The 22,370-nt window shown below is 74.8% G+C and carries 19 protein-coding genes; 12 read left to right on the top strand and 7 right to left on the bottom strand.

From position 1 onward, the window contains the following. The first annotated feature begins 58 nt into the window (after positions 1 to 58). Together CCE02nite_RS06580 and CCE02nite_RS06575 are read left to right on the top strand one after the other, a co-directional pair. Entirely contained in the window at positions 59 to 1,861 is a 1,803-nt protein-coding gene (locus CCE02nite_RS06580; protein WP_141388870.1) for a carbohydrate-binding protein, read from the top strand. A 143-nt stretch (positions 1,862 to 2,004) separates the two neighbouring features. Next, the gene (locus tag CCE02nite_RS06575; protein WP_141388869.1) at positions 2,005 to 2,466 is read left to right on the top strand and encodes a YchJ family protein; all 462 of its coding nucleotides are present in this window, start codon (positions 2,005 to 2,007) and stop codon (positions 2,464 to 2,466) included. Between the two features lie 21 nt (positions 2,467 to 2,487). Here CCE02nite_RS06575 and CCE02nite_RS06570 read toward each other — a convergent pair whose 3' ends face one another. Continuing rightward, positions 2,488 to 2,949 carry a VanZ family protein gene (locus CCE02nite_RS06570; RefSeq protein WP_170227241.1) on the bottom strand — a complete coding sequence of 154 codons (462 nt, stop codon included), beginning with the start codon at positions 2,947 to 2,949 and terminating at the stop codon, positions 2,488 to 2,490. A 118-nt stretch (positions 2,950 to 3,067) separates the two neighbouring features. On the opposite strand from CCE02nite_RS06570, the gene CCE02nite_RS06565 reads away from it, so the two are divergent. The 5 genes from CCE02nite_RS06565 (at position 3,068) to CCE02nite_RS06545 (ending at position 8,058) form a co-directional block, all read left to right on the top strand. Continuing rightward, a complete protein-coding gene (locus CCE02nite_RS06565; protein WP_141388867.1) occupies positions 3,068 to 4,057 on the top strand; it encodes a TIGR03885 family FMN-dependent LLM class oxidoreductase in 990 nt (329 codons plus the stop codon). Continuing rightward, complete coding sequence (locus CCE02nite_RS06560; protein WP_141388866.1) at positions 4,054 to 5,757, top strand: alpha-amylase family protein; 1,704 nt, start codon at positions 4,054 to 4,056, stop codon at positions 5,755 to 5,757. The genes CCE02nite_RS06565 and CCE02nite_RS06560 overlap by 4 nt, the downstream gene beginning before the upstream one ends. A gap of 230 nt (positions 5,758 to 5,987) precedes the next feature. After that, positions 5,988 to 6,383, top strand: a complete 396-nt coding sequence (locus CCE02nite_RS06555; protein WP_141388865.1) for a hypothetical protein — start codon at positions 5,988 to 5,990, stop codon at positions 6,381 to 6,383. Positions 6,384 to 6,407: 24 nt separating this feature from the next. Beyond that, a complete protein-coding gene (locus CCE02nite_RS06550; RefSeq protein WP_141388864.1) occupies positions 6,408 to 7,544 on the top strand; it encodes a threonine aldolase family protein in 1,137 nt (378 codons plus the stop codon). A gap of 19 nt (positions 7,545 to 7,563) precedes the next feature. Further along, positions 7,564 to 8,058, top strand: coding sequence for a nucleoside deaminase (locus CCE02nite_RS06545; protein WP_174774894.1), 495 nt, complete (start codon positions 7,564 to 7,566; stop codon positions 8,056 to 8,058). A gap of 53 nt (positions 8,059 to 8,111) precedes the next feature. Here CCE02nite_RS06545 and CCE02nite_RS06540 read toward each other — a convergent pair whose 3' ends face one another. After that, a complete protein-coding gene (locus CCE02nite_RS06540) occupies positions 8,112 to 9,026 on the bottom strand; it encodes a hypothetical protein (RefSeq protein ID WP_141388862.1) in 915 nt (304 codons plus the stop codon). A gap of 84 nt (positions 9,027 to 9,110) precedes the next feature. On the opposite strand from CCE02nite_RS06540, the gene CCE02nite_RS06535 reads away from it, so the two are divergent. Continuing rightward, complete coding sequence (locus tag CCE02nite_RS06535; RefSeq protein ID WP_141388861.1) at positions 9,111 to 9,539, top strand: SRPBCC family protein; 429 nt, start codon at positions 9,111 to 9,113, stop codon at positions 9,537 to 9,539. A gap of 97 nt (positions 9,540 to 9,636) precedes the next feature. Here CCE02nite_RS06535 and CCE02nite_RS06530 read toward each other — a convergent pair whose 3' ends face one another. Then, complete coding sequence (locus CCE02nite_RS06530; protein WP_141388860.1) at positions 9,637 to 13,197, bottom strand: DUF5979 domain-containing protein; 3,561 nt, start codon at positions 13,195 to 13,197, stop codon at positions 9,637 to 9,639. A 204-nt stretch (positions 13,198 to 13,401) separates the two neighbouring features. Between CCE02nite_RS06530 and CCE02nite_RS06525 the strand changes: the two genes are divergently transcribed. Beyond that, entirely contained in the window at positions 13,402 to 14,616 is a 1,215-nt protein-coding gene (locus CCE02nite_RS06525; protein ID WP_141388859.1) for a glycoside hydrolase family 3 N-terminal domain-containing protein, read from the top strand. Between the two features lie 24 nt (positions 14,617 to 14,640). Continuing rightward, on the top strand, positions 14,641 to 15,693 hold the full coding sequence (locus tag CCE02nite_RS06520) for a LacI family DNA-binding transcriptional regulator (RefSeq protein ID WP_141388858.1): 1,053 nt from the start codon (positions 14,641 to 14,643) through the stop codon (positions 15,691 to 15,693). A gap of 86 nt (positions 15,694 to 15,779) precedes the next feature. Here CCE02nite_RS06520 and CCE02nite_RS06515 read toward each other — a convergent pair whose 3' ends face one another. From CCE02nite_RS06515 to CCE02nite_RS06500, 4 genes are all read right to left on the bottom strand, one after another. Then, positions 15,780 to 16,058 (bottom strand): hypothetical protein, encoded by a 279-nt coding sequence (locus tag CCE02nite_RS06515; protein ID WP_141388857.1) that lies wholly within the window; start codon positions 16,056 to 16,058, stop codon positions 15,780 to 15,782. A gap of 25 nt (positions 16,059 to 16,083) precedes the next feature. Then, positions 16,084 to 17,382: an inorganic phosphate transporter gene (locus tag CCE02nite_RS06510; RefSeq protein WP_141388856.1), complete on the bottom strand. Its 1,299-nt coding sequence runs from the start codon at positions 17,380 to 17,382 to the stop codon at positions 16,084 to 16,086. A gap of 156 nt (positions 17,383 to 17,538) precedes the next feature. Further along, on the bottom strand, positions 17,539 to 19,290 hold the full coding sequence (locus CCE02nite_RS06505) for a hypothetical protein (RefSeq protein WP_141388855.1): 1,752 nt from the start codon (positions 19,288 to 19,290) through the stop codon (positions 17,539 to 17,541). Positions 19,291 to 19,358: 68 nt separating this feature from the next. Continuing rightward, positions 19,359 to 20,210, bottom strand: a complete 852-nt coding sequence (locus tag CCE02nite_RS06500; RefSeq protein ID WP_141388854.1) for an NrtR DNA-binding winged helix domain-containing protein — start codon at positions 20,208 to 20,210, stop codon at positions 19,359 to 19,361. A gap of 95 nt (positions 20,211 to 20,305) precedes the next feature. On the opposite strand from CCE02nite_RS06500, the gene CCE02nite_RS06495 reads away from it, so the two are divergent. Both CCE02nite_RS06495 and CCE02nite_RS06490 read left to right on the top strand, forming a co-directional pair. Continuing rightward, the gene (locus CCE02nite_RS06495) at positions 20,306 to 21,349 is read left to right on the top strand and encodes an SPFH domain-containing protein (RefSeq protein WP_141388853.1); all 1,044 of its coding nucleotides are present in this window, start codon (positions 20,306 to 20,308) and stop codon (positions 21,347 to 21,349) included. Between the two features lie 2 nt (positions 21,350 to 21,351). Continuing rightward, a complete protein-coding gene (locus tag CCE02nite_RS06490) occupies positions 21,352 to 22,278 on the top strand; it encodes a hypothetical protein (protein WP_141388852.1) in 927 nt (308 codons plus the stop codon). Positions 22,279 to 22,370: the final 92 nt, after the last annotated feature.

Below are 22,370 nucleotides of genomic sequence, written 5' to 3'. Positions count from 1 at the left end.
TCCAGATCACACCTGACGGACAGAATTCGCAGAACACTACCAAGGAGGTGTTTCGCTCGTGCATCGAACGACGAACAAGACGCGCCGGCAAAGAAGCCGGGTCCTGCTCGCCTCGTCCATGGCGGCCGCGCTGGCCGTCTCCTCGCTCGCCGTCGCCTCGTCGGCGGCCGCCGAGCCGTCCGACGGCTCTCCCGAGGCCGTGGCCTCTCTCACCGAGCAGGCCGCCGGCTCGCTCGCCGACCTTCCCGCCCAGCGGCTCGCTCCCCTCGCCCAGGCCACCGACGTCCTGGCGCCCGGAGAGGTCGCCGGCAGCCCCAACCTGACCCACGTCGCGAACATCCCGAAGAACGGCGCGTTCGCGCCCGAGGGCCAGTACAGCAGCGACCTGGCGTTCCAGGGCCGCTACGCGTTCGCCGGCAACTACGGCGGGTTCACGGTCTACGACGTCGCGAACCCGACGGCGCCGCAGCAGGTCGCCCAGGTCGTCTGCCCCGGGTCGCAGAACGACATCTCGGTCTACGGGGACCTCCTCGTCCTCAGCACCGACTCGTCGCGCAGCAACGACTCGTGCGAGAACGTCGCCCAGAGCGCCACGGTCAAGGACTCGTGGGAGGGCATCAAGGTCTTCGACATCTCCGACCCGACGTCGCCCGAGTACGTGTCGTCGGTCGAGACGCAGTGCGGCTCGCACACGCACTCCCTCGCGCCGTCGAAGGACGGGGAGGAGCTGTTCGTCTACGTCTCGTCGTACAGCCCCAACGCGGCGTTCCCCGACTGCCTCCCGCCGCACGACCTCATCTCGGTCGTGCAGATCCCGCTCGACGACCCCGCCGCGGCGGAGCTCGTCTCCACGCCCGTCCTCTTCCCCGAGGGCGGCAACCCGGGCGGCAACGGCTCGAGCACGACGTCGGGCTGCCACGACATCACGACCTACCCGTCGAAGGACCTCGCGGCGGGCGCGTGCATGGGCGACGGCATCCTCATGGACATCTCCGACCGCGCGCACCCGGTGGTCACCGAGGTGGTCCGCGACACGACGAACTTCGCCTTCTGGCACTCGGCGACGTTCAACAACGCCGGCACCAAGGTCGTCTTCACGGACGAGCTCGGCGGCGGCGGCGCGCCCACGTGCAACCCCACGGTCGGGCCCGAGAAGGGCGCGGACGCCATCTACGACATCGTGGGCGGCGAGCTCGTGTTCAAGAGCTACTACAAGATCGAGCGCGAGCAGGCCGCGACCGAGAACTGCGTGGCGCACAACGGCTCGCTCATCCCCGTCCCGGGCCGCGACATCATGGTCCAGGCCTGGTACCAGGGCGGCATCTCGGTGTGGGACTTCACGGACTCGGCGAACCCGGTCGAGATCGCGTGGTTCGACCGCGGCCCGCTCTCCTCGGAGCGCCTGATCCTCGGCGGCTCGTGGTCGGCGTACTGGTACAACGGCGCGATCATCTCGAACGACATCCAGCAGGGCCTCGACGTCCTGCTGCTCGACGACCCGGTGACCAACGCCGCGAAGTCGGTCGTGACGGACGAGCTCAACCCGCAGGCCCAGCCGACGTACACCGAGCCGCCGGCGTGGTCGAAGAGCACCGCCTACCAGGGCGGCGCGACGGTCACCTACGGGGGCGCCGTCTGGCAGGCCCAGTGGTGGACCAAGGGCCAGACGCCCGGTGACCCGTGGGGTCCGTGGGAGGAGATCGCCGGGGTCGACGCGGACGGGGTCGGCGCGTGGAAGCCGAGCCGCGTCTACACCAAGGGCGACACGGTGACCCACGAGGGCACCGAGTACACCGCGAAGTGGTGGACCCGGAACCAGGAGCCCGGCGACCGCTGGGGCCCGTGGGACCCGCAGGACTGACGCGACCGCACCCGGGCCGCGCGCCCGGGTGAGCCGCGGACGACGGCGCCCGCTCACCTCGCGGTGGGCGGGCGCCGTCGCGCACCGGGCCGCAGGCGTCCGCGCCGCACCGGGTCCGGGGCGCCGCCGCTACGCTCCTCGGCATGGCGCGACACCCGCTCCCCCAGACACCCGCTCCCCCGCCCGACGACGCGCGGTGCCCCTGCCTGTCCGGCGAGACGTACGGCTCGTGCTGCGGCCGCTACCACGCGGGCCTGCGTCCCCGAGCCGACGGCACGACCCCGGGCCCGTTCGCGCCGACCGCCGAGGCGCTCATGCGCTCGCGCTACAGCGCGTTCGCCGTCGGTGACGCCGCCTACCTTCTCGCGACCTGGCACACGTCGAACCGGCCCCGGTCGCTCGACCTCGACGACAACCTCGAGTGGCGCCGGCTCGACGTCCTGCGCACGGAGGACGGCGGCCCGTTCGACGCGACGGGCGTCGTGGAGTTCGTCGCGCACCACCGGTCGCGGACCGACCCCGCGGAGCGCGGGCGCCTGCACGAGGTCAGCCGGTTCGTGCGCGAGGGCGACCGCTGGTTCTACGCGGACGGCGTCGTGGGCTGACGCCCGGTCTCGCGGGTCACGTCACCCGACCCGTGGCGCCACCGGGCGGCGCGCCGGCACCGCGACGAGCACGACCGCGACGAGCGCCGCGCCGAGCAGCGCGCCCGCGGTGTTCATCACCACGTCCTGGACGGTCGGGACGCGGCCGGGCAGGAGGTTCTGGGTGAGCTCGATCGCGACCGACAGCGCGCAGCCCGCGACCGTCACGACCCCTGCCGCGCCCCACACGCCCAGCGGTGCGCCGCGCCGTCGTGCGGTCGCGCCCCGGAGGAGCGGCACCCCGAGCACGCCGAACGGCCCGAACATGACGACGTTCGCGAGCGCCTCGAGCACCGGCAGCGTGATCGGGATGCCGAGGCCCTGGAGGAAGTCCAGGGTGGCGGTCGCCCAGCCCGGCGCGTCGGTGGACTGCGGGGACGGCCACAGCGTCACGACGAGGACGGCGGCGAGGTAGGCGGCGAACGTCCAGGTCAGCAGGCGCATCGCGTCAGCGTACGGCGGCCGGCACGGCCCGCGCGGCGATCCTCGGGACGGGCACGGACCCTCCACCGTTCCCCTCCTCACCGAGCGTGGCACCCGGACCCTCGGTTCACTGGGCGCCATGGTCTCCCTCGGTTTTCACGCGTCCCACGAGCAGATCGCCCCGGGCCCCCTGCTGGGTGCCGCGCGGCGCGCCCAGGAGGTGGGGTTCGACGTCGCGATGTGCTCCGACCACCTCGCGCCCTGGAGCGTCAGGCAGGGCGAGTCGGGACACTCCTGGTCCTGGCTCGGCGCCGCGCTCGCCTGCACCGACCTCCCGTTCGGCGTCGTCACGGCGCCCGGTCAGCGCTACCACCCCGCGGTGGTCGCGCAGGCGATCGCGACGCTCGGCGCGATGTTCCCCGGCCGGTTCTGGGCCGCGCTCGGCTCCGGCGAGGCGATGAACGAGCACGTCACGGGCGACCCGTGGCCCACCAAGGCCGACCGGGACGCCCGCCTGCGCGAGTGCGTGGACGTGATCCGCGCGCTCCTGGCGGGCGAGGAGGTCACGCACCACGGGCACGTCACCGTGGACCGCGCGCGCGTCTGGTCGCTGCCCGACGTCGTCCCGCGCCTCGTGGGCCCGGCCGTCACCCCGGCGACGGCGCGCCGGCACGCGGACTGGGCCGACGGCCTCGTCACCGTGAACCAGCCGGTCGAGTTGCTGCGCCGCGTCGTCGGCGAGTACCGCGACGCGGGTGGGCGCGGCCCGCTCGCGCTGCAGGTGCACGTCGCGTGGGGTGACGACGACGCCGCGGCGTTCGCCGTCGCGCACGACCAGTGGCGCTCCAACCTGCTGCCGCCGAGCGTGAGCTGGCACCTCGAGACCCCGGAGCAGTTCGACGCCGTCGCGGACCTCGTGCGTCCGGAGGAGGTGCGCGGGACGGTCCTCGTCGAGCACGACGCCGAGCGGTTCGCGGACCGCGTCGCCGAGCTCGTGGCGTGCGGGTTCGACGAGGTGTACCTGCACCACGTGGGGCAGCAGCAGGACGCGTTCCTCGACGCGGCGGGCGCGACGCTGCTCCCGCTCCTGCGGTCGGCGACCGCGACGACCGAGGGGGGTGCGGCATGAGGATCAGCGACACCGGCGACCTGTGGTGGAAGAACGCGGTGATCTACTGCCTGGACGTCGAGACGTTCATGGACTGGGACGACGACGGCGTGGGCGACTTCGCCGGGCTCGTGCAGCGCCTCGACCACCTCGCCGACCTCGGGGTCACGTGCCTGTGGCTCATGCCGTTCTACCCGACCGCGGACCGCGACGACGGCTACGACATCACCGACTTCCTCGCGGTCGACCCGCGGCTCGGCGACGTCGGGGACCTGGTCGAGCTGATCCGGACGGCGCACGACCGCGGCATCCGCGTCATCGCCGACCTCGTGGTCAACCACACGTCCGACCGCCACCCGTGGTTCAAGGCCTCGCGCTCCAGCACGGACAACCCGTACCGCGACTTCTACGTGTGGCGCGCCGACGAGCCGCCGCCCACGAAGGACCAGGTCATCTTTCCCGACCAGGAGGAGAGCATCTGGACCCAGGACGAGCGCACCGGCGAGTGGTACCGGCACCGCTTCTACCGCCACATGCCGGACCTCAACACCGCCAACCCGCGCGTCCGCGACGCCATCGCCAAGACGATGGGCTACTGGATCCAGCTCGGGCTCTCGGGGTTCCGCGTCGACGCCGTCCCGTTCTTCCTCGGGGACGCGGCGGCGAACCCGTCGGACGAGATCGAGGACCCGCACGACTTCCTGCGCGCGCTGCGCTCGTTCCTCTCGCGCCGCACCGGGGACTCGATCCTCATGGGCGAGGTCAACCTGCCGTTCGAGGAGCAGCGCCTCTACTTCGGCGACGACGGGGAGGGCGACGGGAGCGAGTCCGGACCGTCGAGCTCCGAGCTGACGCTCCAGTTCGACTTCAACGGCATGCAGGCGCTGTACCTGTCGCTCGCGCGGCACGACGCCGGGCCGCTCGCCGCGTCGCTCGCCGCACGCCCCCCGATCCCCCACGACGCGCAGTGGGCGACGTTCGTGCGCAACCACGACGAGCTGACGCTCGACAAGCTCTCCGACGACGAGCGCCAGGAGGTCTTCGCCGCGTTCGGGCCCGAGGAGGACATGCAGCTCTACGGGCGCGGGCTGCGCCGTCGGCTCCCGCCCATGCTGGGCGGTGACCCGCGGCGCGTGCGGATGGTGTACTCGCTGCTCTTCGCGCTCCCGGGGACGCCCGTCCTCTACTACGGCGAGGAGATCGGCATGGGCGAGAACCTCGCGGCGGACGGGCGGCTCGCCGTGCGGACGCCGATGCAGTGGACGTCGGAACGCAACGGCGGGTTCTCGCGTGCGCCCGCGCGCCGGCTCGCGGGGCCCGTTCCCGGCGACGGCTACGCGCCCGAGCACGTCAACGTCGCGGACCAGCGGCGCGACCCCGACTCGCTGCTGACCTTCGTGCGCCTGCTCGCGCACCGCTACCGCGAGTGCCCCGAGCTCGGCTGGGGCGACGTCGACGTGCTCGACCAGCCGGAGCCGTCGGTCCTCGCGCTGCGCAGCACGTGGCAGGAGGCGTCGATGGTCACCGTCCACAACCTGTCCCCGGCCCCGGTCGTGGTCCGGCTCGCGCTCGGGGAGCTGCCTGCGGAGGCGCGCCTCGTCGACCTGCTCGACGCGGACGACGTCGAGCCGGACCCCGACGGGAGCGCCGAGGTCCGGCTCGACGGCTACGGCTACCGCTGGCTGCGCGTCACGCACCCGGGCTCGCGCCGGCTCCTGTGAGCCGGCCGGGCTGCACCTCCGCGCTGCTCGGTACGGCTCCTCGGGACGCCCGCGGCGTCCCTCCTCGACGCTCGGCGCGCCGCGCCCCGCTCGCGCGCGGCGGGACCGCCGCTCGTCCCCCATGGGGACGGGTGCCCATGGCCGGTCCGAGCCGGTGGTGCCTACGATCCGGACGTCCGCCGTCAGGCTGTTCGCCGCTCCGGACGGAGCGGCCTCTGGAAGGAGCACGCATGAGGACTCGTCAGCTCGTCGCTACCGCCGTCATGACCGGCGCCCTGGTGCTCGGGACCGCGATCGGTGCCTCCGCGGGCACCTCCGGCACCGTGTACAGCGCCGGCAGCCCGTACTACGCGAGGGCGACGTTCGCCCCCAACGACCCGGGCCGCCACAGTGCGTACGTCGCGGTCGTCGACAACCGCAAGGACGGCGCCAGCGCCGTCGCGCAGGTCCGGTTCGACGGGACGACGAAGACCGTCCGTGCGAGCGACGGGGTCGGCTCGAGCGTGTACTGGTACTCGGGCGGCATGTCGAAGGGGAAGTCCGTGTCGGTCCGCGCGTGCCGGCAGGACCTCTCGGCGGGCGGCCCGATCAAGGACTGCGGCGCCTGGCGGACCTTCGTCGCGTGACCGGCGGCGGCCTACCCTGGGGACGTGACGTCGTTCGCCTCGGACAACTACTCCCCCGCCCACCCCGACGTCCTCGCCGCGCTCGCCGCGGCGAGCGCCGGCCATGAGATCTCCTACGGCGAGGACCCGTGGACCGCGCGCCTCCAGGACGCCGTGCGGTCCCGCTTCGGCCCGGACGCCGCGGCCTACCCGGTGCTCACCGGGACGGGCGCGAACGTCGTCGCGCTCATGGCGATGCTGCCGCGCTGGGGCGCGGTCGTCGCGACCGAGCACGCGCACCTCAACACCGACGAGAACGGCGCGCCCGAGCGTGTCGGCGGGGTCAAGGTGCTCGCCGTCCCGGCGCCGGACGGCAAGCTCACGCCCGACGCCGTGGAGCGGTTCGCAGGCGACCTCGGCGACCCGCACCGTGCGCAGCCGCTCGTCGTGTCGCTCACGCAGTCGACCGAGCTCGGCACGCTCTACACGCCCGACGAGATCCGCGCGGTGGCCGACGCCGCGCACGCCCGCGGCATGCGCGTGCACCTCGACGGGTCGCGCGTCGCGAACGCCGCCGCGGCGCTCGACGTCCCGCTGCGCGCGCTGACCACGGACGCGGGCGTGGACGTGCTGTCGTTCGGCGGCACCAAGAACGGGCTCGCGCTCGGGGAGGCGGTCGTCGTGCTCGACCCGTCGGCCGTCGACGGCGTCGAGTTCGTGCGCAAGGCGACGATGCAGCTCGCGTCGAAGATGCGCTACGTCTCCGCGCAGCTCCTCGCGCTGTTCGAGCCGGTGGGCGACGCCGTCGCCGAGGTCGACGAGATCGCGGACGAGGACGAGCTGTGGCTGCGCAACGCGCGGCACGCCAACGCGATGGCCGGGCGGTTGCGCGCCGGGCTCGCGGACGTCGTCGTCCCCGCGGCGCTCGGACCCGACGACGCCGTCCCCGCGCCGACGTCGGGCCTCGCCTTCACGCAGCCCACGCTCGTCAACGCGGTCTTCGCGACGCTCCCCCGCGCCGCCGTCGCGCGCCTGCGCGAGCGGCACCGCTTCTACGACTGGGGGCCGGGCGAGACGCCCGACCGGGTCGAGGTCCGCTGGATGTGCGCGTGGGACACGACCCCGGACGACGTGGACGGGTTCGTCGCGGACGTGCGCAGCGTCCTCGCGGTCGCGCGCTGACCGGGCGAGGATGGGCGCCATGACTCCCGACACGCTGCCCACCCCCGAGGACCTCGTGCACCTGCGCCGCTGCGTCGAGCTCGCGCGCGAGGCGCTCGACGACGGCGACGAGCCGTTCGGCTCCCTCCTCGTCGACCGCGACGGCGTCGTCCGGTTCGAGGACCGCAACCGCGTGAAGGACGGCGACGCGACCCGGCACCCCGAGCTCGAGATCGCTCGCTGGGCCGCGGAGCACCTCACGCCCGACGAGCGGCGCGCCGCGACCGTGTACACGTCGGGCGAGCACTGCGCGATGTGCAGCGCGGCCCACGCCTGGGTCGGGCTCGGCCCGATCGTCTACGCGTCGAGCACGACGCAGCTCGTCGGGTGGCTCGACGAGTGGGGCGTGGCGCCCGGACCCGTGCGCCCGCTCGCGATCGGCGACGTCGCCCCCGGCATCTCCGTCCGCGGCCCGGCGTACGAGCTCGCGCCCGAGATCCGGACCCTGCACGCGCGCCTGCACGGCGCGGCCTGAACCTGGCGGGCACGACGCCGCACCCTGCCGCGACCTCGCGCCGGCAGGTCGCGTCAGCCGTCCAGCGCAGCCGCCACCGCGCCCGCGACCTCCGGGAGCGCGAGGTAGCCCGCCGGGCTGCCGTCGGCGAGCAGCACGGCCGCCGCGTGGTGCCCGGGCGCCGCGTTCGCGACGACGAGGTCCTCGATCGCCGGCGTCGCCGGGTCGAGCGGGAACGCGTCCGGGCCGAGGCCGTGCAGCGCGAGCGCGTCCCGGCGGTCGCGCACCGCGACCCAGCGCCGCACCGGGGCGGGCACGCGCAGCGGGGCGCGGGCGGCGAGGACGTCCCGGATCGCCCGGATCGCGAGCGGGGAACCGAGCGTGAGCAGCAGGGGCACGTCCCACCGCGCGGCGTCGGGGTGCTCGCGCAGCACCGAGTACGCCACGACGGACCCGAGCGAGTGCGCGACCACGACGGCCGGGCCGTCCGTGGGGATCGCCGCCGCGACGGCGTCGTCGATCCTCGTGCGCACGGCGTCGTCGTGCAGGTACGCCCACACGTCGCGCGCGAGCAGCACGACGACGCCGCTGCTCAGGCCGGGCACGTACCGGTCGAGCGCGGACAGCAGCAGGTTCAGCCATGCCCCGACGTCGACCCCGCCCGCCGGCGCGGCACCCTGCGGGCGCGCGGGCACCATCGCGCCCGCCGCGCGCAGCACCTCCTCGGCGACGTCGGCGACGAACGCGAGCTCGTCGTCGGGCAGGGCCGCCAGCGCGTGCACGGTCACCGGCGGCGGCTCGGCGTCGCCCGCGACGAGCCCCGCGAGGGCGTCGCCGTAGAAGACGAACGACGTGTCGTCGTCGTGCAGCACGCGGCCGGACCCCGCCGCGCTCAGGCCCGCGTCCAGCACGGCGGTCCACGTGCGGTCGAGGACGTCGGCGTCGAGGCCCTGGTTGTCGCGGCCGTGGACGAGCACGAGTCGGGTCACGTGCCCGAACCTACCGGCTGCCGGTGTCGCCCGGAGGGTCTACCGTCGGCCCCAGGAGCGAGCCCCCGAGCCCCCGAGGTACCCATGAGCGACCCCACCCTGACCGACCACAGCACGACCGCCGAGATCCACGTCGCACGACCCCCGCAGGTCGTGTGGGCCGAGCTCATGCACCCGAGCGCCCGCTGGATGCTCGGCATGAACGTCGAGACCGACTTCATGCCCGGCAGCCCCGTGACGTTCGAGGGCCACTACATGGGCCGCGAGTTCGCGGACTGGGGCACCGTCGTCGCGGTCGAGCGCCCGCGGCTGCTGCACTTCACGCACTTCTCCCCGACGATGGGCCTGCCCGACGTCCCGGAGAACTACCACGACATCACCATCACGCTCGAGCCGGACGACTCCGGGACGCGCGTGCGCGTCGTCGAGCGCAACATCGAGACGGGCGAGCGTGCCGAGCGCGCGCACGCGCTGTGGAGCAAGGCGCTCGCGACGCTCGCAGGCCACGACTGAGGCCGGGCACCCTCGCGCGAGCGGTACGACGACGGGCCGGTCACCCCGCGGGGTGACCGGCCCGTCGTGCGTCGTGGTGGCGACGACGTCCCGAGGGTCAGGCGGTGCGGCCGCGGCGGGCGCGGATCGCGAGGAGCGCGGCGCCGGTCCCGAGGAACAGCAGCGCGAGCGTCGTCACGAGCACCGCGTCGGATCCCGTGACCGCGAGACCCTGCTCCCCCGCCGTGTTCGTGAGCGTCACGACCACCGTGCCGTCGCCCACCGTCACCTCGGTGACCGCCGTGCCGTCCACGGTGAACGCCGGCGCACCCCAGTCGACCCCACCGATCTCGGGCAGCTCCGTCTCGGTGAGCCGGACGACGGTCCCGGCCGGGAGGTCCTGCGGCCCCTCGACCGGGACCCCGTCGGCGCGGACGGTCAGCGTCCCGGTGACCGTCCCGGCGGGCGCGTCGTACGCGTAGGCCACGACGAACTCCGTGGTCGCGGGGACGGCGGCGGACGCCTCGCCGGTCACCCGCTTGACCAGCGAGAACCCGCCGGCCGCCTGGTTCGCCGTGTTCGTCACGGTGACGAGAGTGTCGTCCCCGTCGCCGACGACCACCGACTGCGGGCTGAACGTCGGGACGCCCCACGCGACGCCGGTGACGTCGGGCAGGTCGGCCTCCGTGTAGGTGACGACCGTGCCGACCGGGAGGTTCTGCGGCCCGGCGACGACCGTCCCGTCGGCCGGGACCTGGAGGTAGCCGCCGACGAGGGTGCCCTCGAGCTCGTACGAGTACGCGACGGTGAACAGGGTGTCGGCGGGCACGAGCTCCGCGCGGTCGCCGGTCACCTCCTTGGCCACGGAGAACCCGCCGACCTCGGCCACGTCCTGCGTGGTGTTGGTCAGCGTGACGAGGGTGTTCGCGCCGTCCCCGACCGTCACCGACTCCGGGGAGAACGTGGGGGGACCCCAGACGACGCCGTCGACCTCCGGCAGGTTGATCTCGGTGAACGTCACGACCGTCCCCACCGGGAGGTCCTGCGGGCCGTCGACGACGATGCCGTCCGCGAGCACGGTGAGCGCCCCCGTCAGCGGGCCGTCGTACGTGAAGCCCGCGGGCAGGGTCGCGGACCACTCGACCTCGAACTGCGTGCCCGGCGGCACGCTCCCGGCGAGGCCGCCCTCGACCGCCTTCGCGACGGAGAACCCGCCCGTCTGCGCGGTCGCCATGTTCGTCACCACGACCCCCGCGACAGCGTCGCCGTCACCGATCGTCACGGTGCCGGGCGACACGGTGGGCGTGCCCCAGTCGACGCCGGGGACGTCGGGGATCGTCTGCTCGGTGAACGTCACGACGGTGCCCTCGGGCAGGTCCTGCGGCCCGTCCACCACGGTCCCGTCCGCGAGCACGGTGAGCGTCCCGGAGGTCGCTCCCTCGTAGCCGGAGTCCGGGGGGAGCTCGGCCTCCCACGCGACGACGAACGCGGTGTCCGGCGGCACCGCCCCGGACGCGTCACCCGTGACGGACTTCTGCACCGCGAACCCGCCGATCTCCGCGGGCGCGTCCGCCGTGTTCGTCACGGTCACCGCGACACCGCTCGGTCCCTCGACGATCGTGATCGGGGAGGCAGGCTCGAGCGTCGGTACACCCCACACCACGCCCGAGATCTCGGGCAGCGGCTGCTGCTCGGCGAGCGTCACCGTCGTGCCGACCGGCAGGTCGGTCGGGCCGCTCGCCACGGTCCCGTCGGCGAGCACCGTCAGCGTGCCCGACGTGGCGCCGTCGTACGCGACGCCCGCAGGGACGGTCGCGGTCCAGTCGACGAGGAACGCGGTGTCACCGGGGACGGCGCTCGCCGCGCCTCCCTCGAGAGCCTTCTGGACCGTGAATCCCCCGACGGCGGCGTCCGCGACGTTGGTGACCGTCAGCGCCACCCCGGCCGCGCCCTCGACGATCGTGACGGGCGACGCCGGGCTGAGCACCGGATCCCCCCACTCGACGCCGTCCACCTCGGGCAGCGGCGTCCGCTCGGCGAACGCGACGGTGGTACCGACGGGCAGGTCGGAGGGGCCGTTCGTCACGGTCCCGTCCGCGAGGACGGTCAGCGTGCCGGACAGGGCGCCCTCGTACGTGGCCCCCTCGGGGAGCCCTGCCTCCCAGTCGACGAGGAACGCGGTGTCGGCGGGGACGAGCCCCGCGGCGTCTCCCGTCACGGCCTTGGCCACCGAGAACCCTCCCGCCGCCGGGACGCCGCCGTTCGCCGTGTTCACCACGGTCACCGTGACGGTCTGGTTCTCCTGGATCGTGAACTGCGCGGGGTCGCCCAGCGGCTCGCCGTTCACCTGGATCACGGGCGTTCCCCACTCGACGCCGGGCACGGAAGGAAGGTCCGTCTCGGTGACCGTCACGACGGTGCCGACCGGCAGCGTCGGACCGTTCACGAGCGCACCGCTGATCGGCACGACGAGCGTGTCGCCACCGGTCGTCCCGTCCGGCGCCTCGTACGTGTACTCGACCTCGAACGTCGTGCCGGCGGGCACGTCGGCCGCAGCCTCACCCGTCACCGTCTTCTGGACGACGAAGCTCGCCGACGGGATGCAGTCGAACGGCCCCGGCCCGATCCAGGGGTAGTTGTGCTGCTCGTTGCCGATGCCTGACGTCGTGAGGTCGTTGCCCGCGTAGACGCGCCCGTTTGTGCTCGACGTGATCGTCACCTGGTCGGCCGACGGCACGAGGATCGAACCCACCCACTGGCCCGAACCGCTCACGGTGAGGTCGCCCGTGCCGGTGAAGTTCCACAGGGTCCGCGCGGCCGCGTTCCCGATGTTCGCGGGGTCGTCGACGCGCTCGCCGTTGATGTCGACGTAGGTGGCGGAGACGGTGAGGGGCTCGTCGCCGACGACGTTGACGACGATCGGCGCCCCGTCCGGGATACCCTCGAAGAAGAACTCCGACGCGCCGTCGAGGTGGGTCGCCGAGACCGTGAACGCCTGGAGCGCCGTGTTGGCCGGGTCGTTGCTGGTGAACGTGACGCGGTTCCCGGCGCGCGCCGCCGAGCCCGTGTCCGGCGCGGCGCCCAGGACGGCCGACGTGTCGACGACCGCGTCCTGGAACCCCTGCCACGGGGCCAGCGCGGCGTCGGCGCCCATGTTCGTCTCGATCGCAGCGCCGTTGGTGTCGAGCCCGCCCGCGTTCGCCAGGTCGCCGCCGACGTGCACCGCACCGCCGCCGTCGAGGTTCGCGCCCACGATCACGTTGGTCCCGGCGGCGATGCTCATCACGCCGCCGACGTGGAGCATGGGCGACCCCGGCGCGGGGGTGATGCCCGACCCGGCACCGACCGAGCCCACGTTGAAGCTCCCCGGGGTCTCGAACGACGCGTCCCCGCGCACGACGAGCACGCCCTCGCTCTCGGCCGAGGTCCCGGCCGCCGTGTAGTCCCCGCCCGCGTACACGGCGACGTTGTTGTCCGTGAAGATCGGCAACGGGCCGATGTTCGGGAAGTCGTCCGGGTCAGGGCAGAAGCCGATGGCCGCCGAGGCGGACCGGGCCTGCGGCCCCGCGACGAGGACGACCGCCCCGACGAGGGCGAGGACGGCGGCGAGCGTCGCCGCGACGACGCGGCGGGCACGCTCTCCCATGGCGACGGTACGTGCGGGCGGTCGGTGGGTCATGCCTGGCTCCAAGGTCGGACGATGCGGCACGGCCCGATCGGGCCGTACCCCTCACACACGAGACGGCCCCCCGTGAGGATCATGACGGGAACGTCGAGGTGATGCGCGTCATAACCGCGGCTCCGGTCAGCACGCGGCACGGACGTGTCCACGACCTCCGGCGCGACGGAGCGGGCTACGGTGGCCGCTGGAGGTGCCCGCCCTGTGACCACCCGTGCCCGGACCATCTGGATCGTCGTCGCCGTCGTCACCACGCTCGCCGCCGTCTCCGCGGTCGCGTGGTACCTCACCCGCCCCGCCCCCGCCCCGGCTCCGTCGCCCTCGGGCGCGCCGAGCGCCTCCCCCGAGCCGTCGCCGTCGGGCACCCCCCCGACGCCGTCCACCCCGCCCGAGGACCCGCTCGCCGGGTGGACGCTCGAGCAGAAGGTCGGCCAGCTCTTCATGGTCGGCGTCGACGTGAGCGACCCGCAGCAGGTGAGCTACGACGCGGTGTCGCAGCTCCACGTCGGCAACGTGTTCCTCGCCGGGCGGTCGCAGGCGGGCACCGGCCCGACGGCGGACCTCGTCGCGGGCTTCACGGCGCTCGTCTCGCCGGAGACCACGAACGGCACGCCGCTGTTCGTCGCGACCGACCAGGAGGGCGGCTACGTCCAGGTGCTGCGCGGTCCCGGGTTCTCGCAGATCCCCACGGCCACGGACCAGGCGGGCCTCGACCCCGCGGCGCTCCAGGCCGACGCGACGACGTGGGGCGGCGAGCTCGCCGCCGCGGGCGTGAACCTCAACCTCGCGCCGGTGATGGACCTGGTTCCCGAGGGGACGGAGGCGCAGAACCCGCCGATCGGGTACTTCCAGCGGAACTACGGCACCACGCCGGACACGGTGACGGCGCACGCGAACGCCTTCAGCGCCGGCATGGAGGCGTCCGGGGTGGACGTGACGATCAAGCACTTCCCGGGGCTGGGCCGCGTCACCGAGAACACCGACACCGACGCGGGCGTCACGGACGACGTGACGACGCGCGACGACCCGTCCGTCGCCGTCTTCGCCTCGGGGATCGAGGCGGGCGCCGCGTTCGTCATGACGTCCACAGCCGTCTACTCGCAGATCGACGGGTCGCTGCCCGCGGCGTTCTCGCCCGTCGTCGTCGACGGGATGCTGCGCGGCGACCTGGGGTTCGACGGCGTCGTCATCACGGACGACGTGTCCGCGGCGCAGCAGGTGCAGGCGTGGTCGCCCGCCGACCGCGCCGTCCTGACGATCGACGCGGGCGGCGACATGGTGCTCGCGTCCGCCGACCCGAGCGTCGTGCAGCCCATGGTCGCGGCCGTCGTCGAGCGCGCGACGACGGACCCCGCGTTCGCCGCGAAGGTCGACGCCGCCGTCGTCCGCGTGCTCGCCGCGAAGCAGCGGCTGGGCTGAGCGCCGGGCGGTATAACTGACGCCATGGCTGACCGTCGCCCCACCCCCCGCCCGACGCTCGAGGCCGTCGCGGCCGTCGCGGGCGTCTCCCGAGCCACCGTGTCCCGCGTCATCAACGGCGTGCCGACGGTCGACCCGGCGATCGTCGAGGTCGTCGAGAAGGCGATCGACGAGACGGGCTACGTCCCCAACCTCGCGGCGCGCACGCTCGTCACCCGGCGGACCGGGTCGGTCGCGCTCGTCGTCTCCGAGCCGACGGAGCGGCCGCACGCCAGCCCCTTCCTGGAGCGCCTGTTCACGGACCCCTTCATCGGGCGCGTGACGGCAGGGGCGCAGCAGGTGCTCCGCCCGCGCGACATCCACCTCGCGATCCTGCCCGCCGACCCGCCCGCGCACGACCAGGTCGTGCGGTACGTGCGCCAGGGTCACGTCGACGGCGTCCTGCTCATCACGTCGAGCTCCGGAGACCCGCTCCCCGCGCGGTTCGCGGCGCTGCCCGTGCCGGTCGTGCTCTCGACGCACCTCCACGGCGCGGACGAGTCGGCCGGCGTGAGCTGGGTCGACCTCGACCAGGCGGCGGGCGGCCGGCTCGCGGCCGAGCACCTGGTGTCGCGGGGCAGGACGCGCCTGGCGACCGTCGCGGGACCCTCCGACGTCCCCTTCGCGCGCGCCCGGCTCGAGGGGTTCCTCGACGCCGTGCGGGCCGCGGGTCTCTCCGAGCCGTTCGTCGTGGAGGGCGACTTCACGCGCGCGGGCGGCGAGGCGGCCGCGCGCGAGCTCCTCGCGGCACGCCCCGACGTCGACGGCGTGTTCGGCGCGAGCGACCTCATGGCCGACGGCACGTCCACGGTCCTCCAGGAGGCCGGGCGCCGCGTGCCGGAGGACGTCGCCGTCGTGGGCTTCGACGACTCGACGGTCGCCCGCCAGGCGCACCCGCCGCTCACGACCGTCAGGCAGCCGGTGGAGGAGATGGCGGCCGAGATGGCGCGCCTCCTGCTCGCGGCCATCGACGACCCGGAGACCGAGGCCCGCTCCGTCCTGTTCGACCCGAGCCTCGTCGTCCGCGACTCCGCCTGACCTCCCCCGCGCTGAGTGCATGAATTAGTCGCGGTCGAACCGGTTCGACCGCGACTAATTCATGCACTCAGCGGGGGCTGAGCCGGTCAGTGGCCGCCGCTCGCGATGAAGGCGATGCCCACAGCGATCGCGACGACGACGACGGCGAAGCACACGAGCGCGCCCACCTGGCGACCGCGGGTGGTGCGCTCGACGCGCACGGTGCGGCCGTCGGACGTGAAGCGGCCGTCCGGGGTGCCGACCTCCACGGGCACGGCGCGGCCGGCGGCGAGCCGGACCCCGAGCGCGAAGAGGGCGGGCAGGCCCGCGCCGACGACGAGGCCGGCGACGACGACCTTGAGCAGCGAGTCGATCTCGACGAACACGGTTCTCTCCTCCGGGCTGCCGGGGTCAGACGCTCGCGCGCTGGCGCGCGGCGGTCGGGGTCACGGTGGGTGCGCCCGAGGCGGGCACGGACGACGCGGCCTGCGGCTCGGCGTCGGTGAACGGGTCGGCCGCGTCGAGGCGGCGCTCCAGCGCGGCCTCGCGCGCCTCGACGACCTCGGTCTCGAGCCCGGCGTCCACCGCGCCCTCCTCCCAGGCGTCGTTGACGTTGTTGTGGTCCACGGGCTTGCGGCGCGACGCGACCCAGATGGCGACGGACGTCGCGACGAGGATCGCGAACACCACGACCGTGCCGGCCGTGCCGCCGATCCCGTGCTGGATGCCGTAGCAGGCCGCGCCGACCAGACCGGCGGCCGGGAGCGTCAGGCCCCACGCGGCGAGCATGCGGCCCGCGACGCCCCAGCGGACCTTGGCGCCCGGCATCCCGACGCCCGAGCCGAGGATCGAGCCGGTCGCGACGTGCGTCGTCGAGAGCGAGTAGCCGAACAGGCCGGACATGAGGATGACGGCCGCGGACGACGTCTCGGCGGCCATGCCCTGGCGGGTGTCGATCTCGACGAGGCCCTTGCCGAGCGTGCGGATGATGCGCCAGCCGCCCAGGTACGTGCCGAGGGCCATGAAGGACGCGCAGGCGAGGATCACCCAGAACGGCACGCCCGAGTCCGCCGGGACGGCGCCCGCCGCGATGAGCGCGAGCAGGATGATGCCCATCGACTTCTGCGCGTCGTTGGTGCCGTGCGCGAGCGAGACGAGCGAGGCCGAGCCGACCTGGCCCCAGCGGAACGCCCGCGTCGAGACGTCCTCGGGGACGTCGCGCGTGAGGCGGGCGACCGCCCACGTGCCGACGCTCGCGACGCCCACCGCGACGAGCGGGGCCAGGAGCGCGGGGATGAGCACCTTCGCGGCGACGCCGCTCCAGATGACGCCCTGCGTGCCGACGGCCGCGAGCACCGAGCCCACGACGCCGCCGATGAGGGCGTGCGACGAGCTCGACGGGATGCCGAGCAACCAGGTCAGGAGGTTCCAGGTGATGCCGCCCACGAGCCCCGCGAGGACGACCTCGAGGGTGATGACGTTCGCGTCGACCAGACCCTTCGCGATGGTCGCCGCGACGGCCAGGGAGAGGAACGCCCCGACCATGTTGAGGACGGCGGAGAGGGCGACGGCGGTCTTGGGCTTGAGGGCCTTGGTGGCGATGGACGTAGCCATCGCGTTGCCCGTGTCGTGGAAGCCGTTGGTGAAGTCGAAGGCCAGTGCGGTCACGACGACGAGCACCAGCAGGAGCGTCTCGGTCACGTCGTCCATGGTGGGGTCATCCCCGGAGCGCGCTCGACCATCCTGTGGATTCTTCCGCCACTGTTCACCGACAGTTCATCCGGTGTTCGAAGCCGCTGTTCGAACGGCTGTCGAGCCCCCTTCGAGCAGGTGCCGAGCGGGGCCGGACGGCCCGGGTCGCTCGCGTCAGGCGGGGGTCGGCGCGCCCAGGTCGGCGAGGGCGTCGTCGAGGTCGTCGACGACGGTCGCGACCGCCTCGCGCTGCGTCCGCGCACGCTCCGCCTCCGCCGCGACGGCGGTGCGCGCCTCGGCCAGCTCGGCGTCGAACCGCTGGGCGCTCGCCTGCGCGGCCGAGCGCTGGTCCCGCGCGCGCTGCTCGCCCGAGAACCACTGCCACGCGGCGACCACGCCCGCCACGACGGTGACCGCGAACCAGGCCGGCGCGACCGCGATGCCCAGCACGAGCGTCACCAGCGCGATCGCCCCGACCCCGCCGACGACGCCCCACGACGCCCCGTCGACGGGGCGCGCCAGGAGCTCCGACCGTGCCGTCGCGGCGAGCGCCGCACCGTCGTCGGCCGGCGTCACGGTGACGGTCCGGCCGGCGAGGCGCAGCACGCGCGACGGCGCGGGGGTGGCCGCGAGCTCGGAGGCCCGCGCGTGGCTCGCGACGCGCAGGTCGTCGACGAGCAGCGGGGCGGCGAGCGCCGCGAGCCCCGGGTCGGTGCCGCGCGCGTCGTCCACGAGCAGGTCGACGAGCGTCCCCGCGGACGCGTCCCACTCCGGGCCGTCGTCCTCGGGCGCACGGCCCACGCGGTCGGCCAGCAGCTCCGCCCGCTCGAGGAGGCCGCGCTCCACGGGCGCCCCCTCGTTCACGAGCGACCCGACGACCCGCAGCAGCGCCACGCCCGGGGCCGGGGCGCCGCTCGGCGTCGCGGCGGCGCCCGGCAGCGTGCCCGTGTCGCCGGTGGTGCCCGACGACGCCCCGAGCGCGAGCGGACCGGGCGCCGCCGCGGGCAGGGCCACCTCACCGGCGACGACGGCCCGCGACCACGCGGTCCAGGATCGCAGCAGCGGCAGGGCGTCGGGTGCCGCGGCCCGGCGACGCGTGCCGGACCCGTCGGCCGCCCCGGCCTCGGGCGAGCCCCAGTCGTCCCCGCTCCCGGGGAGAGCGGGCGCCGCCTCGAGGAGCCGGGCGCGCCAGCGGGCGTGCGCGTCGTCGTCGAGCAGGGCCACGCGCTCCGCGAGCGCCGCGCGCACGACCGCGACGCCGTCGTCCCCGAGGTGCCCCGCGGCCGCCGCGCCCCACAGCGCTCGCTCGGAGGTCGTCACGAGGACCTCGTCCGGCGCCTCGGCGGGGCGTTCCGGCGCCGCCTCCGGCGCGCCGTCGGCGCTGCCCCAGCCGGCCGCCGGGAGGACGGGGGCGTCGAGCACCCAGGGAGTCCACTCGCGCGCGAGACCGGGCTGCCCGACGAGCGCGCAGACCGCGACGAGGTACGTCGCGGCCCGTCGGCGGTCGCGCAGCAGCGCCTCCTGTGCCGCCTCGGGGTCGAGGCGCCCCCCGGGCAGCTCGGCGACGGCGAGCGCCGCGGGGACGAGCCAGTAACCCGGCACGTCGGCGAGGTCGGGCGACCGGCGCAGGTGCGACACGTCGCCCTCGCCCGCCACGACCGCGCGCGTCAGGGCGCGCGCCGCGTCCCGGGCGCGTCGGGCGGGGGTGAAGAGCGCGAGCTCCTCGCGCACCTCGCCCAGCTCGATGAGCGCGTTGACGAGGCGGGTGAGCACCTCCACGCGGCTCGAGAGGTCGCCCTCGAGCGAGCGCAGCCGCCGGCTGAGCGACGCCTCCCGCGACCGCGCCATCGCGGCCTGCGCGGCGAGCTCGTCCGAGAGGGCCTGCATGTTGCCCTGGTCGCTGCGCCAGTAGCTGTAGGTCGACATGCGCGCGAGCGTACTCAGCCCTGCCCCGCTGTCGAGGGGGAGTTCTCCCCCGGCCCGCGCCGCGGCGGTCAGCGGCGCGGACGCATGAGCGGCGGGTCGAGGACGGCGGGCACGCTCGCGGGCGCGAGGTCGGGGTCGGCCGCCGAACCCGGGGTCGTGGTCACGTCCGACGCCGAGCCCGGCGACATCCCCGGGTTCGGCGCGGCGCGGTAGAGGGTCGCGGGGCGGCCGGTGCCGCCCGACGTCGTGCGACCGGTGTCCTCGAGGAACCCCGGGGTGGTCGTGGCCTTGCGCGAGAAGTTGCGGGGGTCGAGCCGCACGCCCCACACCGCCTCGTAGACGCGCCGCAGGTCGGCGACGGTGAACTCGGGCGGGCAGAACGCCGTCGCGAGCGCCGAGTACTCGAGCTTGGCGCGGGCGCGCTCGACGCCGTCGGCGAGGATCCGCGCGTGGTCGAACGCGAGGCCGGTGCCCGACGGCGACCGGTCGCCCGACGCCGTCGGCCCGCCCGCGGCGGGCGCGAGCAGGGGCGCGACGGGGTACCAGGCCGCTCCCCCGGCGTCGGACCCTGCGTGGACGACGCCGAACTCCGGCGCGAGGAGGAGGTAGGCGACCGAGAGGACCGGGCCGCGCGGGTCACGACCGAGCGGCCCGTAGGTGCGGAGCTGCTCCAGGTGACCGGGCGGGCGGACGCCGGTCTCCTCCGCGAGCTCGCGCCGGGCCGCCCGGGCGAGCCCTTCCTCGGGCAGCACGAACCCGCCCGGGAGCGCGAGCGCACCGCGGAACGGTGCGATGCCGCGCTCGACGAGCAGCACGTGCAGGGCGTCGTCGCGGACCGTGAGCGTGACGACGTCGACCGTGACGGGCAGCAGCGCGGCGGTCGGCGGGACGTCGGGGGTCGGGCTCGCAGGCGGCGTCATGCGGTCATCGTCGCACATTCATGTCAAGTTGACGAGAATCCTGGATCGGACTAGCGTCATTATCGTCAGAACGACGAAAACGATCGGAGACGACCATGGCCACCATCCGCGCCTACCCGTGGACCCGGCACTTCCTCGGCAGCCCCACCGGGCACGTCGTGCACCTGCGCCGCGGGCGCGTCGCGCACGAGGGTGTCGGGCAGGCGTTCTGGTTCCGCCCGACGACGTCGGTCCTCTCGGAGGTCCCCGTCGACGACCAGGAGCTGCCCGTCTTCTTCCACGCCGTGACCGCCGACCACCAGGACGTCACCGTCCAGGCCGGGGTCACGTACCGGTTCGCCGATCCCGTGACCGTCTCGCAGCGCCTCGACTTCGCCGTCGACCCGGGCAGCGGGGAGACGAGCACCGCGGGCCGGGACCAGGTGACGAGCATCGTCGGACGGCTCGCGCAGAGCCGCGCCGCCGACGCGCTCGCGGCGATGCCTCTCGCCGACGCCCTGACGGCCGGCGTGCTCCGCGTGCGCGACGTGCTCGCCGAGGCGCTGACCACGGACCCCCGCCTCACCGCGACCGGGATCGTCGTCATCGGCGTCCAGGTGCTCGCCGTCCGGCCCGAGAAGGACGTCGAGCGCGCGCTCCAGACGCCGGCGCGCGAGCGGGTGCAGGCCGAGGCCGACCGCGCGACGTACGAGCGCCGGGCCCTCGCCGTCGAGCGCGAGCGCGCGATCGCGGAGAACGAGCTGGCGAGCAAGATCGAGCTCGCGACGCGCCGCGAGCGCCTCGTCGCCCAGGACGGCGCGAACGCCCGGCGCGAGGCGGAGGAGAAGGCTGCCGCCGCGCTGGTCGACGCCCGCGCGACCGCCGAGCGTGCGCGGCTCGCGACGGACGCGAAGGCCGAGCAGGTGCGCGTCGTCGGCGCGGCCGAGGCCGCCGCCGAGCAGGCCCGCATGGACGTCTACGCGAGCGCCGGGCAGGGCACGCTGCTCGCGCTCGCGCTGCGCGAGGCCGCCGGGTCGCTGCCGGACGTGCAGAACCTCACCATCACGCCCGACCTGCTCACCGGGGTGCTGTCGACCCTGGCACGCGGGCTCGGCCCGGACGGCGGGTCGCCCGCCGCGGCGCCCGGGAAGGCGGCCTGACGATGCTCCGGCGACGCGCCGTCGTCGTGCACCGGCGCACCGAGCTCGACGACCTGCTCGACCGGCACGGGACGCGCGGCCAGGCGGAGTTCTTCCTCCGGTCGCGCGGCCGGTCGCTGGCCGAGGTGCAGGCGCGGCACGACGCCCTCGCCGCCGCGCGCGACGCCGTCGTGGCCGCCCTGCCCGCAGGCTGGGCACGTGCCGACGTCGAGCGCGCGGACCTGTCGCGGTTCCTCGTCGCGCCCGAGGACGTGGTGGTGGTCGTGGGGCAGGACGGCCTCGTCGCGAACGTCGCGAAGTACCTGCACGGCCAGCCGGTCCTCGGCGTCGACCCGGAGCCGGGCGTGAACGTCGGCGTGCTCGTGCGGCACACGGTGGCGGCGGCGACGACCCTCCTGCGTGGGCTCGGAGCCGAGGCCGAGGCACCAGGCGGCGCACCCGACCGGGTGGCGGTCCTGCCCGTCGACGCGCTGACCATGGTGCGCGCCGACCTCGACGACGGGCAGCACCTCACGGCGCTCAACGAGGTGTTCGTCGGGCACCCGAGCCACCAGAGCGCGCGCTACACGCTGCGGTGCGCGGCGGGCGAGGAGCGGCAGTCGTCGTCGGGCGTGCTCGTCGCGACGGGGACCGGCGCGACGGGCTGGTGGGCGTCGCTCGCGCACGACCGCGGCGGCCGCCGCCCCGCACCGGGGCGCACGGAGCACCGGCTCGGCTGGTTCGTCCGCGAGGCATGGCCGTCGCCCACGACGGGCGCCACGCTCACGGAGGGTGTCGTGGACGACGGCGCGGACGTCGCCCTCACCGTCGCCTCGGACCGGCTCGTCGCGTTCGGCGACGGCATGGAGGACGACCGCCTCGTCGCCGCCTGGGGCCAGACCGTCACCGTCCGCACCGCCGACACCCCGCTCCGGCTCGTCCGCCCCTGACCCGTCGCGCACCGCGACCCTCTCGGGGCACCGGACCGCGCGGTCTGCCCCGATTTCACCCGGGTGGTCCGCCCGGGCGACGAGGGTCCGTG

The organism is Cellulosimicrobium cellulans, from assembly GCF_006539945.1.
GTDB lineage: Bacteria > Actinomycetota > Actinomycetes > Actinomycetales > Cellulomonadaceae > Cellulosimicrobium > Cellulosimicrobium cellulans.
Note: the sequence above shows the minus strand (reverse complement) of the source record. Positions and strands in the feature narration are given on the sequence as shown.